Genomic DNA, 15,187 nt, shown 5'->3' with positions numbered 1-15,187 from the left:
TCAGCCGGCGGGCGCCCGAAAAGACGAACGGCGCCACAAACCGGACTAGGGTTCGTGAGCGCCGTTGTTCGATGCCGAGCCTGGCCCCGATATTCCCTGGGTCGCAACGCTCCTCGGCAGGGGGCGAATTTTACGGGTTGCGGCCCTTTCTGCCAAGGCACGCCGTCTCGGCGGCGCTCCAATAAGCCAGACGCCTAGCCTAGCAAAGGCCTTGATCCGGCGGGGAAAAATCTGGGGCGGAGCGGTGGGAAGGGGCCTGGGGAAAAGGCGGGGCAGTGGCGGCGGGCTTCGGCGCCCCACACCATGATGGTCCTCGTCCTCGTCCTCGCCAGAGCCAGAGCCAGAGCCAGAGCCAGAGCCAGAGCCAGAGCCAGAGCCAGAGCCAGAGCCAGCCAGCCAGCCAGCCAGCCAGCCAGCCAGCCAGCCAGCCAGCCAGCCAGCCCAGCCCAGCCAGCCCAGCCACGGCACGGCACGGAGCGATTCGACCGACCAACCGACCCGTCAGAACCGTTCGACCCGCGTAAGGGCCAAGGAGCCCGCCGTTTTCCCCCAAGGCCACTCCCCGGCCCATGCCTTGGGAGGTTTCGCCACCCCCGGCTTCTCCCCCGGGGGCGCTACAATTCCCGCCTCTTCCCCTTTCCCCTTTTTGCCATGAGTTCCTCTTCCCGCTCCCGCCGCGCCGAAACGGAAATCCGGGAGGCCGTGGGCCTGCATCAGGCCGGTCGTCTGGAAGAGGCAGCCCGCCTGTTCCGCCGCTGGCTGCCCTTTCAGCCGGCCCATCCCCTGCTGCTCACTGGCCTGGGTACTCTGGAATTGCAGCGGGGCAATCTGGCGGAAGGGATAACCCTGCTGACCCGCTCCCTGGCGGTCCAGCCCGCCCAGCCCCGGGTGGCCAGTCACCTGGGGGTGGCCCTGGCCCGCCAGGGGCGTTGGGCCGAGGCCCGGGAGGCCCTGCTCCGGGCTCTTCGACTCCAGCCCGGGGATGGGGATGCCCGGGTCCATCTGGCCCAGGTCTGCCAGGAACTGGGGCTGGGGGAAGAAGCGCTGGCTGCCTGGGGCGAGGCCCTCAAGCTGCGGCCCGGGGAGCCGGAACTACTGGGTAACCGGGGCGCCCTGCATCTGGCCATGGGGCGGCCCGGGGCGGCTCTGGCGGATTTTGACGGGGTGCTGGCCCGGGTGCCGGATTCGGGCCTGGCCTGCCAGCATCGGGCCAAGGCCCTGGAACTGCTGGGACGCCTGGACGAAGCTCTGGCTGCCGCCGAGCGGGCCGTGGCCCTGCTGCCCGGTTCCGGGGCGGCCTACAAAGCCCGGGGCGACGTGCATCTGGCCCGGGAGGACCATGGGGCGGCCATCCAGGACTACGAGAAGGCCCTGGCCCTGGGCCCGGACCTGCCCACGGGGCGCTGGGCTAAATCCCTGCTGCAACTGCTGGTGGGGGATTTTTCCGGGGGCTGGCGGGATTATGAGGCCCGCTGGCAGTGCCCCCAGTTTCTCGAGCCCCGGCGCGCCTATTCCCAGCCCCTCTGGCTCGGGGCCGAGCCCCTGGCCGGGCAGCGGCTCCTGGTCTGGGCCGAGCAGGGCTATGGGGACTGGCTCCAGTTCTCTCGCCTGATTCAGCCCCTTTTGGGTCAGGCCGCAGCGGTGATCCTGGAGGTGCCCGACGCCCTCCTGCCCCTGGCCCGGGCCTGGTCCTGGGGGGAGGGCCCGGCGCCCCAACTGGTGGCCAAGGGGGACCCCCTGCCCCCCTTCGACTGCCACCTGCCCCTCCTCAGCCTGCCCCTGGCCCTGGGCCTCACCGTGGACACGGTGCCCCCGCCCCTGGCTGGGGCTACCGTTCCCCCAGCGGTTGCTGCCTCCTGGGCCCGCCGCTTGGGGGGCCGGGCAACGGACGGCACCCCGGCCCGGCCCCGCATCGGTCTGGTGGTGAGCGGTTCCCCCCAACACGGCAACGATGCCCGGCGCAGCCTGCCCCTGGCTCAACTGGCGCCCCTGCTGGACCTGCCCGTGGAGTGGTACCTGCTCCAGCCCGAGCTGCGGGAAACAGACCGGGCCTGGCTGGAGGAAAAGGGTTGGCGGCGGGGAGAGGACACCCCCCCGGGAGCCCCGGTGCACGGGGCGTCTGGCCAGGGTCTTTCTGCCGCCTTGGGGACGGGAGCGGCGGTTCGGGAGACTCAAGAAACCCCGGAAACCCCGATGCCTTCCTGGCCCTGCTGGGAAAAAAGCTTGGCTGCTTCTGGTTTTGCCTCAGACTCTGCCGAAGCCGAAGCCGAAGCCGAAGCCGAAGCCGAAGCCGAAGCCGAAGCCGAAGCCGAAGCCGAAGCCGAAGCCGGTAGGGCGGCGGCGGTGCCCGGGCGGGTTGCTCCGTTTCCAGGAGGCCGCCTTCATTGTCCCGGCGCGGCCCTCACCGACTTCGCCCAGACCGCAGCCCTGGCCGGGCAGATGGATCGGATCATTTCCGTGGATACGGCCCCGGCCCATCTGGCTGGCACCCTGGGCCTGCCCCTCTGGCTGCTGCTGCCCCACACCCCGGATTTCCGCTGGCTCCTCAAGCGCCAGGACAGCCCCTGGTACCCCAGCGCCACCCTATTCCGTCAGGCAAGGGAGGGGGATTGGGACGGCGTGGTGGCCCAGGTGGGGGAAGCACTGAAGGCCTGGTTGGCGGAGCGGGCGTCCTAAGGGGTGAGAGGTGCCTCTGGTGCCGCAGAACGGGGCGGCAAAAAGCCAAGGGACTTTCCTGCCTAAAGCAGTGAGCCTCTTGGCTTTGTGAGCTTTCCCCTGCCGGGAGTGGTGGAAGTGCTGCCCCGGCGTGCCCGCTGCGCCCCCTACCGGGCTAGGCCGCCCCTTCCCCCGTCTGAATCACCAGCTTCAAGCGCTCCTCTTCCCGGGCCATGTCGGCGTCCGTGTCCTGGAACTGGGCGGCGATGAGACGGAAGTCTTCGGCCATGGCGAGGAAGGCGTCGGCCATGTCCGGGTCGAAGTGCTGGCCCCGGCCTTCCCGGATGATGGCGACGGCTTTTTCATGGGGGAAGGGGGGTTTGTAGACCCGGCGGCTGATGAGGGCGTCGTACACGTCGGCCACGGCCATGAGCCGGGCGGAGACCGGAATGGCTTCCCCTTGCAGGCCTTGGGGATAGCCGGAGCCGTCCCATTTTTCCTGGTGGCAGTAGGCGATTTCCCGGGCCAGGCGCAGAAAGGTGTTGGGGCTGCCGATCAGACTTTCGGCGTGGAGAATGGCGTCCCGGCCCAGGGTGGTGTGGGTCTTCATGATCTCAAACTCTTCCGGGGTGAGCTTGCCCGGTTTGAGCAGGATGCGGTCCGGAATGCCCACCTTGCCGATGTCGTGGAGGGGGGCGGATTTGTAGAGCAGGTCGATGGTGGCGTCGTCCAGCAGGTCGGCAAAGCGGGGATGGCGCTGGAGCTTGCGGGCCAGGGCACGGACGTAGTTCTGGGTGCGGCGGATGTGGTTGCCCGTTTCGTTATCCCGGGTTTCCGCCAGGGAAGCCATGGCCATGATGGTCACGTCCTGGATCACGGACACTTCCCGGGTGCGGCGCTGCACCTCTTCTTCCAGGTAGGCGTTTTGGTCCCGGAGAAAGTCCCGGGCGGCCTTCAGGGTCAGGTGGTTTTTTACCCGGGCAAGGACGATGGGGGGGCTGATGGGCTTGGTGATGTAGTCCACGGCCCCCAGGTCCAGGCCCCGCTGTTCGTCTTCCGGCGCCGCCTTGGCGGTGAGGAAGATGATGGGGATGTCCCGGCTGCGGGGGTCCAGATGGAGCTGGCGGGCCACTTCAAAGCCGTCCATGCCGGGCATCATCACGTCGAGGAGAATCAGATCCGGCAGGGGGCCCTGGGCCACCACCCGGAGGGCCCGTTCCCCCCCGTTGGCCACCTTCACCGTGTAATAGCCCCGCAGCAGGGCGCTCATCAGGGCCAGATTGTCCGGGGTGTCGTCCACCACCAGGACGACGGGTTTGGGGCTTAGGGTGGACGGCAGAACGGTCATGGTGTCTTCCTCCGGAATCGGGACTTCAGACGTCAGGGGCGAGGCGGTCCAGGGCTTGACGGCAAAGGGTCTGGGCGGCGTCAAAGTCAAAGGCGCTGATGGCCCGCCCCAGGGCGGCGAAGTCGGCGGGAGCCAGATGGTCCGCCAGATCGGCGCGAATGTCATTGAAATAGTCCTCTGCTTCACTGTCGCTGGCAATGAGCAGGGCTTCCAGACGTTGCAGCTGGAGGCGTAGCTGGTCCGGACTGGCGGTGGGGGCGGCGGCGCGGACCGGGGGTTCGTCCCCGCCCCGAATGGTCTGCTGGATGGCATCCACCACCTGGTGCAGGGCCAGGCCCAGGGCTTCCTGGGCCTGGGTGGCCGCCGCCGGGTCGTCCCCGGCCAGGGCCCGCTCCAGGGCTTCCGCCCGCTGTTGCAGGGCCTTGGCCCCCAGGTTGCCCGCCAGGCCTTTGAGGCTATGGAGCAGGCGTCCGGCTTCCGCCGGCTCCCCGGTCAGGGCCTGCACCAGTTTTTCCCACTGGCGCGGCTGGCTGCCGGCGAATTGGCGCAACAGGCGGCGATACAGGCTGGCGTTGCCCGCCATGCGGGCCAGACCGTCCCGGGTATCCACTCCGGCAATGGCCGGGAAGGGGGCGCTTTCCGGCACCGGGGGCACGGTGGGAGCCTCGGCTCCTGCGGCCCCCTCCCCGCCTTCCGCGCTCCAGCGCAGCAGGGCGGCGAATAGGGCCTGGGGATCGATGGGCTTGGCCAGATGGTCGTTCATGCCTCCGGCCAGGCACCGTTCCCGCTCCTCGTCCAGGGCGTGGGCGGTCATGGCCAGGATGGGCAGCTGGGCGTATTGGGGCAGGGAGCGGATCAGGCGGGTGGCTTCAAAACCGTCCATTTCCGGCATTTGCAGATCCATGAGCACCAGCCGGAAGGTTCCCTCCGGAGCCCGGGTGAGCTGGTCCACCGCTTCCCGGCCATTGCGGGCCACGGTACAGCTGACCCCCACGCTGGCCAAAAGCTCCACCGCAATCTGCTGATTGATTTCGTTGTCTTCCGCCAGCAGCACCCGCAGGCCTTTGAGGGGCGCCAGGCTTTCCTCTTCCGTGGGCTCTGGATGCTGGCTGTGGGCCGGGGCGAAACGGGCCACCAGGGTGTCGAACAGCAGGGAGGTGCTCACCGGTTTCACCAGCAGGGAGGGAATGCCCATTTCACTGGCGGCCCGGCGCAGTTCGTCCCGGTCGTAGGCGGTGATGAGGATGACCTCCGGCTGCTGGTCGGCGGGCAGGTGGCTGCGGATGCGGCGCAGGGTTTCCACCCCGTCCATGCCCGGCATCTGCCAGTCCAGGAACACCAGCCGGATTGGGTCCTTGCCCTGGGTGCTGGTTGCCAAGCGGCTGAGGGCCTCTTCTCCGCTGGCGGCGGCTTCCGGTCGCAGATTGAGCTGTTCCAGAATTTCCACCAGGATTTCCCGGGCGGCGGCGTTGTCGTCCACCACCAGGGTGCGCAGCTGGCGCAGGGATTCGGGCAGGGTGTGGGGCCGGGCCCGTTCGTCATCCCGCTCGAACCAGGCGGTGAAGCTGAAGGTGCTGCCGTCCCCGGGGGCGGATTTGACCCAGATGTTGCCCCCCATCATTTCCACCAGCCGCTTGGAAATGGACAGGCCCAGGCCGGTGCCCCCGTATTTGCGGGTGGTGCTGCCATCCGCCTGGGTAAAGGCCTGGAAGAGGTGGGCCCGCTGTTCCGGGGTCATGCCGATGCCCGTGTCGGTGACGGAAAACTGGAGTTTGATCCGCTGCCCCACCTGTTCCAGGGGCCGGACGGCCACGGTGATCTGGCCGTGTTCGGTGAATTTCACCGCATTGCCCACCAAATTGGTGAGGATCTGATTGAGGCGCAGGGGGTCGCCCCGGAGCCCGTCCGGGGTGGCGGGGGGAATGTCGAAGAGCAGTTCCAGCCCCTTATCCTGGGCCCGCATCCCCAGCACGGTGGCCACGTTGTCCAGCACCTCCTCCAGATTGAAGGAAAGGGTTTCCAGGGCCATTTTCCCGGCTTCGATTTTGGAGAAGTCCAGGATGTCGTTGATGATGCCCAGGAGGGCCACCGCCGCGTTGTGCACCTTGCCCACGTAGTCCCGCTGCCGGGGCGTCAGCTCCGTCTTCAGGGCCAGGTGGGACATGCCGATAATGGCGTTCATGGGGGTGCGGATTTCGTGGCTCATGTTGGCCAGGAACAGGGACTTGGCCGCCGTGGCCGATTCCGCCTCTTCCTTGGCCTGACGCAGGGTGTCTTCGGTGCGCAGGCGCTGGGTGATGTCCAGAATGGAGGCCGCCACCTGACGGGGTTTGCCTTCCCGGAGCGGCAGGGGGCTGAGGCCGATTTCCGTGGGGATGACCCGGCCGTCCTTGCGCCGCCCTTCCAGGCCCCGGCCATTGTTCAGGGTTTTGACCGCCGGGTGCTGGAAATAGTTTTGCACCAGGGCTGGATGGTGGGCATGGGCGGCGGGGGGAATGAGGTCGGTGAGGGGATGGCCCAGGAGTTCTCCCGGGGCATAGCCGAACATCTGGTCCGTCTGCCGGTTGGTGAGGTTGATGGTGCCCCCCTCGTCCGCCACCAGCAGGCCCACCGGGGCGGATTCCAGGATGGCCCGATACCAGGCTTCCGTCTCCTGGAGCATGCGCTTAGCTTCCCGCTCCTGGGTAATGTCCTCCAGCATCCAGACGCTGCCCTTTTCCGGGCTTTCCGGGTCGATGGCCCGGCCGGAGATGCGCACCCACAGGAGCTCGCCGGTCTTGTTGTGGAAGGGCCACGTCCCCTGATAGGTTTCGCCCCGGGCCAGGCGGGGATAGGCTTCCTGGGCGGCGGCGTCGAAGGATTCCTGGTCCGCGTACCAGAGCTGGGTGCTCTGTCCCAGCATTTCCCCGGGCTCGTAGCCCAGCATTTCTTCTATCTTCCGGTTGCAGCGGATGATGATGCGCTGGCGCAGATAGACCATGCCCAGGGCGCCGGAAAGGAAAATGGCTTCCTGCTCGTCCTTGGCTTCCCGCAGGGCGGCCTCTGCCTCCTTCAAGGGGGTGATGTCCAGGATGGAGCCGATCAGGCCCCCGGGGCTGCCGTCCGGAAGGCGGAAGGCGTTGGCCCAGTAGATGACCTGGTGGGGGTGGTTGTCCCCGAACACCATGATCAATTCGTCCCGCCAGCTCTTGTTTTCCGTAATGGCCTGCTGGTTGCGCTGATGGACCTGGGTGGCCAGTTCCGGGGCGAAAAAGGGCATTTCCAGCAGGGAAAGCCCGGCCAGATGGTCGGATTGCACCCGGAAAGCCTGTTCGTAGGCCGTGTTGCAGCCCAGGTAGCGGTTGTCCGGCCCCTTGAAAAAGAGGGGAATGGGCACCGCGTTGGTGAGGGCGCGCTGGAAGGCCAGCTGTTCGCTCAGGGCCTGTTCAGCCTGGATCAGGCTTTTTTCCGTGCGCCGGTGCCGTTCCAGCACCCCTTCCATTTCCTGGGTGCGCTCCGCCACCCGCTTTTCCAGATTCTGGGTGGTGTCCCGGAGAATTTCCCGCATCCGGTCATGGGCCAGGAAAATGCGGTGGATTTCCTCCCAGGGGTAGACCGGGTCCGGGGCCGGGCTGAAATCCAGATGGCTGATCCGGTCCGCCCCCGCCGCCAGGTATTCCAGGGGGCGGCCCACCTGACGGCTGAGCCGGGCGGCGAGGAAAATACTGGCCACCAGGGATACCAGGGCGAGGAGGACAAAGACCAGGGCGTCCGCCATGGAGCTGGGGAGGAAGTCCCGCAGGGGGGCGTGGATGGCCAGCCAGAGGGTGGTGTTGGCCCGGGGCAGGGCCTGGTAGCGGATCAGCCAGTGGCGGCCCTCCACCTCCAGGGACCGGTCGAAGGCCGCATGGCCGTTGGCCTCCCAGTAGCGGTAACCGGTTTGCAGGGCGGCGTTGGGCAGGGTATCCGCCTTTTGCAGTAGGTAACTTTCCCGGGGGGGGCTCCCCTCCGGCTGTTCCCCCCGGGGCAGGCCCAGGAGCCGGCCGTCGGCGGAAAGAATGGCGGCGTAGCCATGTTGGCCTGCATCCAGGTGGGAAGTGAAATGGGAAAGGTCTTGCAGGAGCAGATCGAAGGCCGCCACGTAGGTTTGGCCGTCCCGCTGCCAGCGGCTGGAGACGGTGATGCCCGGTTGCTTGGTGGTGAAAAAGGTGTAGGGCTCGCTCCAGAAAAACTCCTGCTGGGCTTTCAGGCCCAGGGCGCCGGTAAACCAGGGCCGCTGCCGGGCGTCGTAGGTCAGGGTCTGCCAGCGGCTGTCCAGCAGGGTGAGATGGTCATCCCAGTGCCAGAGGCGCACCTTGCCGCCCCAGGCCGGGTCGGAAAGGCGATTTAGCCAGGTGCCGTCCGGGTTGCGCAGGAGCAGCATTTCCCGGCCCTGGCTGTCCGCCACATGGAGGGAGGCGGTGGCCGGATGCTGGCGCAGCAGGGGCATGAAACGGCGGTTGAAGGCCCGGGGATCGTCCAGGGGCAGGGTTTCTTCCTCCCCCCAGCCCCGGGTCAGGCGCAGCAGGGTTTCTCCCCCGTCCAGTTCCTCGTTGCTCAGATCCGCCACCTGGGCGGCGGCCCAGTCCATTTCTCGGGAAGCCAGCTGGCGCACCACGGGCTGAACCAGAAGGAAATAGGCGCCCAGGGCGAACAAGGCCAAGGACGCGGAGACCAGGGCGATGATGCGGATCAGCAAGCTGCGGCGCAGGCGCTTTTGCAGGGAGGGCATGGGGGTTGGGCGAAAGGGGACGATCCGAGTATAGGGGCGGCTCTTCCCCCTGTCATCACTCCCTTTGGGGGAGGCGGGGGAGGGAGAGGCGGAAAAAGCCGTAACTGAAGAGTCCGCCCAGGCTCCACATGGCCAGGGTGCCCAGGGCCAGATGGCCGACGCTGCCCCAGAGCAGGGGCACCAGGGCGGCGGCCGCCAGGGTATTGACCCCGGACTGGAGAAAGGCCTGACAGGAGGCGGCTAGCCCCCGCTGGAGGGGAAAGCGGTCCAGGGCCAGGAGGGTCAGGGTGGGCATGGACAGGGCCATGCCCAGGTTATAGATGAATAGGTGGATGACGCTCCAGGGCAGGCCGGGGGGGCGCAAGAAACTCACCCCCAGATCCACCGCCACCCCCAGGCCCATGAGGGCGTAGGCCAGGAGCAGCAGCCGGGGGGCGGAACAGCGGCCAGCCAGACGGCCCGAGAGCCAGGCACCGCACATCATGCCTGCCATGGCCGGGCCGAAGAGCCAGAAAAAGCCGGTTTCCGAGACCCCCAGGTGGCGGATGAGGAACACCGGTGCCGAGGTGACGTAGATAAAAAAGCCCAGGAAGTTGCAGGATACGGCGAGACAGGCGGCCTGGAAGGGCAGGGAGGACATCACCCCTTTGTAGGCTCCCAGCAGATAGGGGGCATTAAGGGGCTGGCGGGCGGCGGGGGGCAGGGTTTCCGGCAGCAGGGCCCGGCAGGCAACGAACAGGCTCAGGGCGGAAAAGGCCATGAAGAGAAAAACGGAGCGCCAGCCGAACCAGGTGTGCAGCCAGCCCCCCAGGATGGGGGCCACCGCGGGGGCCAGGGCGAACATGATGGCCACGTGGGCCATCAGGCGCTGGGCTTCCGGCCCCTGGTACACATCCCGCACCACGGCCCGGCCCACCACCAGGCCCGCGCCGGCGGTGACGCCCTGGAGGGCCCGCATCAACCACAGCATCTGGATACTGTTGGCCAGGGCGCAGCCCAGGGAGGCCAGGGCGAAGAGCACCATGGCCCCCAGAATCATGCGGCGCCGCCCGTAGGCGTCGGAAATGGCCCCGTGCCACAGGGTCATGACGGTGAAGGGCAGCATGTAGGCGGTCAAGGTCTGCTGCACTTCCCAGGGGCTGGCCTGGAGCTTGGCGCCGATTTCCAGGAAAGACGGCAGGTAGGTGTCGATGGAAAAGGGGCCCAGGGCGGACAGGGCGGCCAACAGGACAGCCAGCAGGCGATAGGAAATTTCGCTGTTCAAAGAAAGCCTCAAAGGGGGTGTTCCGGACCCAGTCAGGGGCCGACGGCGGTCAGGGGCCCCATAGGGGCCGGGAGGTGCTTAATGGGCCGGTAAGGGGAAACCTTCTCGGCGGCCCCGTCCGGCCAGGTGAGGCGGGATCAGCGGGCCCGGTCGAAGCGCCGATATTGGATGGCTTCCGCCACGGCGGCGGGTTCTAGCGCATCCTTGCCCGCCAAATCCGCGATGGTGCGCGCTACCCGCAGTATACGATGGTAGGCCCGGGGCGACAGCTGCATTTGCTCCACCGCCCGGGCCAGCAGGGCTTGGGCCTCTTTTTCCGGACGACAGTGCTGCTCCAGGGCCGCCCCTTCCAGATGGGCATTGAGGCCGCCCTGGCGCGCTTCCTGGCGGCGCCGGGCCCGGCTGACCCGTTCCTGCACCGGGGCGGAGCTTTCTCCGGTGGGGGCGGCGGCCAGCTCCTCCGGGCTCAGGGGCGGCACATCCAGGGCCAGATCGAGCCGGTCCAGCAGGGGGCCGGAGAGCCGTCCCCGGTAGCGGGCCACCTGATCCGGGGTGCAGCGGCAGGCTCGCCGGGGATGGCCGAGAAAGCCGCAGGGACAGGGATTCATGGCGGCGATGAGCTGGAAACGGGCCGGATAGCTGATTTTGGCGGCGGCTCGGGAGATTTGCACGGCGCCGGTTTCCAGGGGCTCCCGCAGGGCTTCCAGTACCCGGCGGTCGAATTCAGGGAGCTCGTCCAAAAATAAAATGCCCCCGTGGGCCAGGGAGATTTCCCCGGGCAGGGCTTTGCTGCCGCCCCCGATCAGGGCGGCGGGGGAAGCCGTATGGTGGGGATGGCGCCAGGGGGCCAGGGTCCAGCGGTCCGGCTGAAATTCCCCGGCTAAGGACAGCAGGGTGGCGGATTCCAGGGCTTCCTTTTCTGCCAGGGGCGGCAGGATGCCCGGTAGGCGCTGGGCGAGCATGGATTTGCCCGTGCCCGGCGGGCCGCAGAAGAGCAGGGAGTGGCCGCCAGCGGCGGCGATTTCCAGGGCCCGGCGGGCCCCCGCCTGGCCTTTCACGTCCGACAGATCCGGGTAAGGGGGCGGCGGAACGGGGGGCGGGGCGCCGAGGGGGAGAAGGGGGGCGTCGCCCCGCAGATGGGCGCAGACTTCCAGAAGGGTGGCGGCGGGGATCAGGGTGGTGTGGCGGGCCCAGGCGGCTTCTGCCGCGCTTTCCCGGGGCAGCACCAGGGGGCGTCCGGCCCGCCCCGCGGCCAGGGCCATGGCGAGTCCGCCCCGTACCGGGCGCAGGTCGCCGGACAGGGACAGTTCCCCCGCAAATTCATAGCCTTCCAGGGCGGCGCTGGGCAATTGGTCCGAAGCGGCTAGCAGGCCCAGGGCGATGGGCAGATCGAAGCGGCCCGATTCCTTGGGCAGGTCGGCGGGGGCCAGATTGACCGTAATGCGCCGGGGCGGGAAATCGGCGCCGCTAGTGAGCAGGGCGGCCCGTACCCGATCCCGGGCTTCCCGCACCTCGGCCTCGGGCAAGCCCACCAGGGAAAAGGCGGGCAGGCCGTTGGCGATATGGACTTCCACCGTCACCGGCGGAGCGGCCATTCCGGCTAAAGCGCGGCTGTGAACGAGGGCGAGAGGCATGGCGGCGGCCCGTGGAAAATGGCGCCGATTATGCCATGATAATAAAGGCTTGGCGTCCCCTGGACGCCGGGCTTAATCCTGGGCGGGGGGATTTTCCAGGGCCGTGACCCGGGCTTCCAGGGCTTCCAGCTTGGACCGGGTGCGGGCCAGAACCTGGGCCTGAACGTCGAATTCTTCCCGGGTTACCAGGTCCAGCTTGGAGAAAAAGCCGGAAAGCATGGCCTTCACGTTCTTTTCCAGGTCGGCGGCCGGAGTGCCGGCCATCAGGGTGCTCAGCCGCTGGCTGAAATCTTCGAAAAGTTTGGGATCGAGCATGGTGCGCATCCGGGGGTCAATAAGCAGGCGGCAAAGTTTAGCACAGGGGTCGGCGGGGGCCGCCGGGCCGTTCCGCACCGAAGCTGTGCGCACCCTTTTGGGGATGCGCTCCCTTGGTGCGGCCCCCATGGGAATGGGTTATAAAGTTTATGCAATCCCCTGTTTTTGGGTGAAAAAAAGATTGGCACGACCTGTGCTAGATGCATTCCGCGAAGTTCTCTTTTTATTATCAGGAGTCTGCAATGCAAAAAACTCTCATCGCCACCGCCGTTCTTGCTTGTCTGTCCGTCCCGGCCTTCGCCGACGACGCCGCCCCTGCGGCCGCCGCCACGCCGGAACACACCTTCACCGCCAACGTGAGCCTGACTTCCGAGTACATCTACCGGGGGATCGCCCAGTCCAACCGCAAGCCGGCCATTCAAGGCGGCTTTGACTATTCCCATTCCTCCGGCCTCTACGCCGGTGTCTGGGGGTCTTCCATCTCCTGGCTGACCGATGGCTCTGGCGGCAGCGCTCCTACTGAAATCGACATCTACGGCGGTTACAAGAACACCTTCGCCGGTGGTGACTGGAACTACGACGTGGGCGTCCTGACCTATAACTACCCCCACAGCGGTAATTTGACCGTGGGTTCCAATAGCCCCAACACCACGGAAATTTATGGCGCTATCGGCTGGAAATGGTTGTCTGCCAAATACTCTCTGACCACTTCCGACCATATCTTCGGGTGGGGTAAGAACGGTGGCAATGGCAACACCAGTGGTTCCGGCTACTTCGAAGTCAATGCCAACTACGATCTGGGTACTGGCTGGGGCCTGGTGGGCCACGTGGGCCACCAATCCATCAAGGATTACAGCCGCGCTTCCTACTCCGACTACAAACTGGGCGTGACCAAGGATGTGGGCTTCGGCGTGGTGGCTCTGTCCTACTACGACACCAATGCCCACGGCGACTGCAACGGCAATGGTGTCCAACCTTATTGCAGCCTGCTGGGTAAGGATCTGGGCAAGGGTGCCGCCCAACTGTCCTTCACCAAGACTTTCTAAGCCGCTTTTTTCTTAGTGTCACCGGTGTCCTCGGGGTCGGGGGCACCGGATAAAACCGGATTTCCAACTGATTGGGAGCCAACATGAAACTGGTAACTGCCATCATCAAGCCGTTCAAGCTTGACGAAGTGCGTGAAGCCTTGTCCGCCATCGGCGTACAAGGCATCACGGTCACCGAAGTCAAGGGTTTCGGCCGGCAAAAGGGGCACACCGAGCTGTACCGGGGTGCGGAATACGTTGTGGATTTCCTGCCCAAGGTCAAAGTGGAAGCGGCGGTGAAGGATGACTTGACGGATCAGGTCATCGAAGCCATCGAAAAATCCGCCAGCACCGGCAAGATCGGTGACGGCAAGATCTTCGTCTTCGACGTGGAACAAGTCATTCGCATCCGCACCGGTGAAACCGGCGAAGATGCCCTTTGATCGGGAGAAAACAATGAAACGCATGCTCGCTATGTTGGCACTGCTGGGTGTGGTTGGCCTGTCCGCCCCGGCGTTTGCCGACGACGCCCCCGCCGCTTCTGCCGCCCCGGCGGCTACGGCTCCTGCTGCCGCTCCGGCGGACGCTGCCAAGCCCGCCGATGCGGCTGCTCCCGCTGCGGCCACCGCCGCCGCGCCTGCTGCTGCCCCTGCCGCTGCTCCGGTGCCCAATAAGGGTGACAACGCCTGGCTGATCGTGGCTGCCGCCTTCGTCATCATCATGTCCATCCCGGGCCTGGCCCTGTTCTACGGTGGCCTGGTGCGCTCCAAGAACATGCTGTCCGTGCTCATCCAAGTGTTCGTGGTCTTCTCCATGATCACCGTGCTGTGGTGCATCTACGGGTACAGCGTGGCCTTTACCGAAGGCAATCCCTTCTTCGGTAGCCTGGACAAGCTCTTTATGAAGGGCGTGACCCCGGATTCCGTGGCCGCCACCTTCTCCAAGGGCGTGGTGGTGACCGAGTTCATCTATGTGGTCTTCCAAGGGGCTTTCGCGGCCATCACCGCCTGCCTGATCCTGGGGGCCTTTGCTGAACGGATCCGCTTCTCCGCCGTGCTGGTGTTCTGCGCCCTGTGGTTCACCTTCTCCTACCTGCCCATGGCTCACATGGTGTGGTACTGGGCGGGCCCCGACGGCTACATCGACGCCGCTGCCGCTGACAAGCTGAACGCCACCGCTGGCTGGTTGTTCCAAAAGGGTGCTCTGGACTTCGCTGGCGGTACCGTGGTGCACATCAACGCCGCCGTCGCCGGTCTGGTGGGTGCCTACGTGATAGGCAAGCGGATTGGTCTGGGCAAGGATTCCATGGCTCCCCACAGCCTGACCATGACCATGATCGGTGCCTCCCTGCTGTGGTTCGGCTGGTTCGGCTTCAACGCTGGTTCCGCTCTGGAAGCCAACGGCTCCGCTGGCCTGGCCTTCATCAACACCTGGCTGGCCACCGCTGCGGCGACCCTGTCCTGGCTGTTTGCTGAATGGCTGATCAAGGGCAAGCCCTCCATGCTGGGTGCTGCTTCCGGCTCCCTGGCCGGTCTGGTGGCCATCACCCCCGCCTGCGGTTTCGTCGGTGTGATGGGTGCCCTGGTGATCGGTCTCCTGGCTGGTGTGGTCTGCCTGTGGGGCGTGAATGGCCTGAAGAAGCTGCTGCGCGTGGATGACTCCCTGGACGTCTTCGGGGTGCACGGCGTGGGCGGTATCCTGGGCGCGCTCCTCACCGGTGTGTTCGCCAGCCCCTCCCTGGGCGGCACCGGCATCTACGACTATGTGGCCAACAAGGTGGCGGATAACTACTCCATCGTGGATCAAGTGATCATCCAAGCCACGGGCGTGGCCACCACCATCGTGGTGTCCGGTGTGGTTTCCCTGATCGCCTACAAGATCGTGGATATCTTCATCGGCCTGCGGGTTCCCGAAGAAGAAGAACGGGAAGGCCTGGACGTTACCTCCCACGGCGAACAAGCCTACCACCTGTAATTTCCCCTCACTTCACCGTGAGCAAGGGCGCCCCTCGGGGCGCCCTTTTTCGTGGACCGTATTTTTGGGCCAAAACAAAACCCCGCCAGGGGGCGGGGTGAGGGAATGGGCTTACTCCTAGGGGAATAGCTCCGGAGACCGTTCCCAGCGAGTGGGGCACCCGGGGTGGATGGTCCAAGGGCTGGCTTTACGACGGGGATGTGGCGCCCGCTTGAAGGCGGG

At 66.4% G+C, this 15,187-nt stretch carries 9 protein-coding genes and 1 riboswitch; of the genes, 4 read left to right on the top strand and 5 right to left on the bottom strand.

Annotated elements, in window-relative coordinates:
* Positions 1-49: 49 nt before the first annotated feature.
* Positions 50-121, bottom strand: a riboswitch (S-adenosyl-L-homocysteine riboswitch).
* Positions 122-651: 530 nt separating this feature from the next.
* Entirely contained in the window at positions 652-2,676 is a 2,025-nt protein-coding gene (locus Azoinq_RS15080; RefSeq protein WP_216130691.1) for a tetratricopeptide repeat protein, read from the top strand.
* 154 nt (positions 2,677-2,830) lie between these two features.
* Here the strand turns inward: Azoinq_RS15080 and Azoinq_RS06740 are convergent, their stop codons facing one another.
* The 5 genes from Azoinq_RS06740 to Azoinq_RS06720 all read right to left on the bottom strand — a co-directional run bounded on the left by Azoinq_RS06740 (position 2,831) and on the right by Azoinq_RS06720 (position 11,966).
* Positions 2,831-4,003, bottom strand: coding sequence for a response regulator (locus tag Azoinq_RS06740; protein WP_216130693.1), 1,173 nt, complete (start codon positions 4,001-4,003; stop codon positions 2,831-2,833).
* 25 nt (positions 4,004-4,028) lie between these two features.
* Positions 4,029-8,753, bottom strand: coding sequence for a response regulator (locus Azoinq_RS06735; RefSeq protein WP_216130695.1), 4,725 nt, complete (start codon positions 8,751-8,753; stop codon positions 4,029-4,031).
* 55 nt (positions 8,754-8,808) lie between these two features.
* A complete protein-coding gene (locus tag Azoinq_RS06730) occupies positions 8,809-10,017 on the bottom strand; it encodes a multidrug effflux MFS transporter (protein ID WP_216178454.1) in 1,209 nt (402 codons plus the stop codon).
* A gap of 137 nt (positions 10,018-10,154) precedes the next feature.
* A complete protein-coding gene (locus tag Azoinq_RS06725; RefSeq protein WP_216130699.1) occupies positions 10,155-11,651 on the bottom strand; it encodes a YifB family Mg chelatase-like AAA ATPase in 1,497 nt (498 codons plus the stop codon).
* A 72-nt stretch (positions 11,652-11,723) separates the two neighbouring features.
* Positions 11,724-11,966 carry an accessory factor UbiK family protein gene (locus tag Azoinq_RS06720; RefSeq protein ID WP_216130701.1) on the bottom strand — a complete coding sequence of 81 codons (243 nt, stop codon included), beginning with the start codon at positions 11,964-11,966 and terminating at the stop codon, positions 11,724-11,726.
* Positions 11,967-12,208: 242 nt separating this feature from the next.
* On the opposite strand from Azoinq_RS06720, the gene Azoinq_RS06715 reads away from it, so the two are divergent.
* The 3 genes from Azoinq_RS06715 (at position 12,209) to Azoinq_RS06705 (ending at position 14,965) form a co-directional block, all read left to right on the top strand.
* On the top strand, positions 12,209-13,012 hold the full coding sequence (locus tag Azoinq_RS06715; RefSeq protein ID WP_216130703.1) for a TorF family putative porin: 804 nt from the start codon (positions 12,209-12,211) through the stop codon (positions 13,010-13,012).
* 83 nt (positions 13,013-13,095) lie between these two features.
* Positions 13,096-13,434, top strand: coding sequence for a P-II family nitrogen regulator (gene glnK, locus Azoinq_RS06710; RefSeq protein WP_216130705.1), 339 nt, complete (start codon positions 13,096-13,098; stop codon positions 13,432-13,434).
* 13 nt (positions 13,435-13,447) lie between these two features.
* Positions 13,448-14,965, top strand: coding sequence for an ammonium transporter (locus Azoinq_RS06705; RefSeq protein WP_216130707.1), 1,518 nt, complete (start codon positions 13,448-13,450; stop codon positions 14,963-14,965).
* Positions 14,966-15,187 lie beyond the last annotated feature (222 nt).

The organism is Azospira inquinata (assembly GCF_018905915.1).
GTDB lineage: Bacteria > Pseudomonadota > Gammaproteobacteria > Burkholderiales > Rhodocyclaceae > Azospira > Azospira inquinata.
This window is presented reverse-complemented; position numbering and strand designations above follow the sequence as displayed.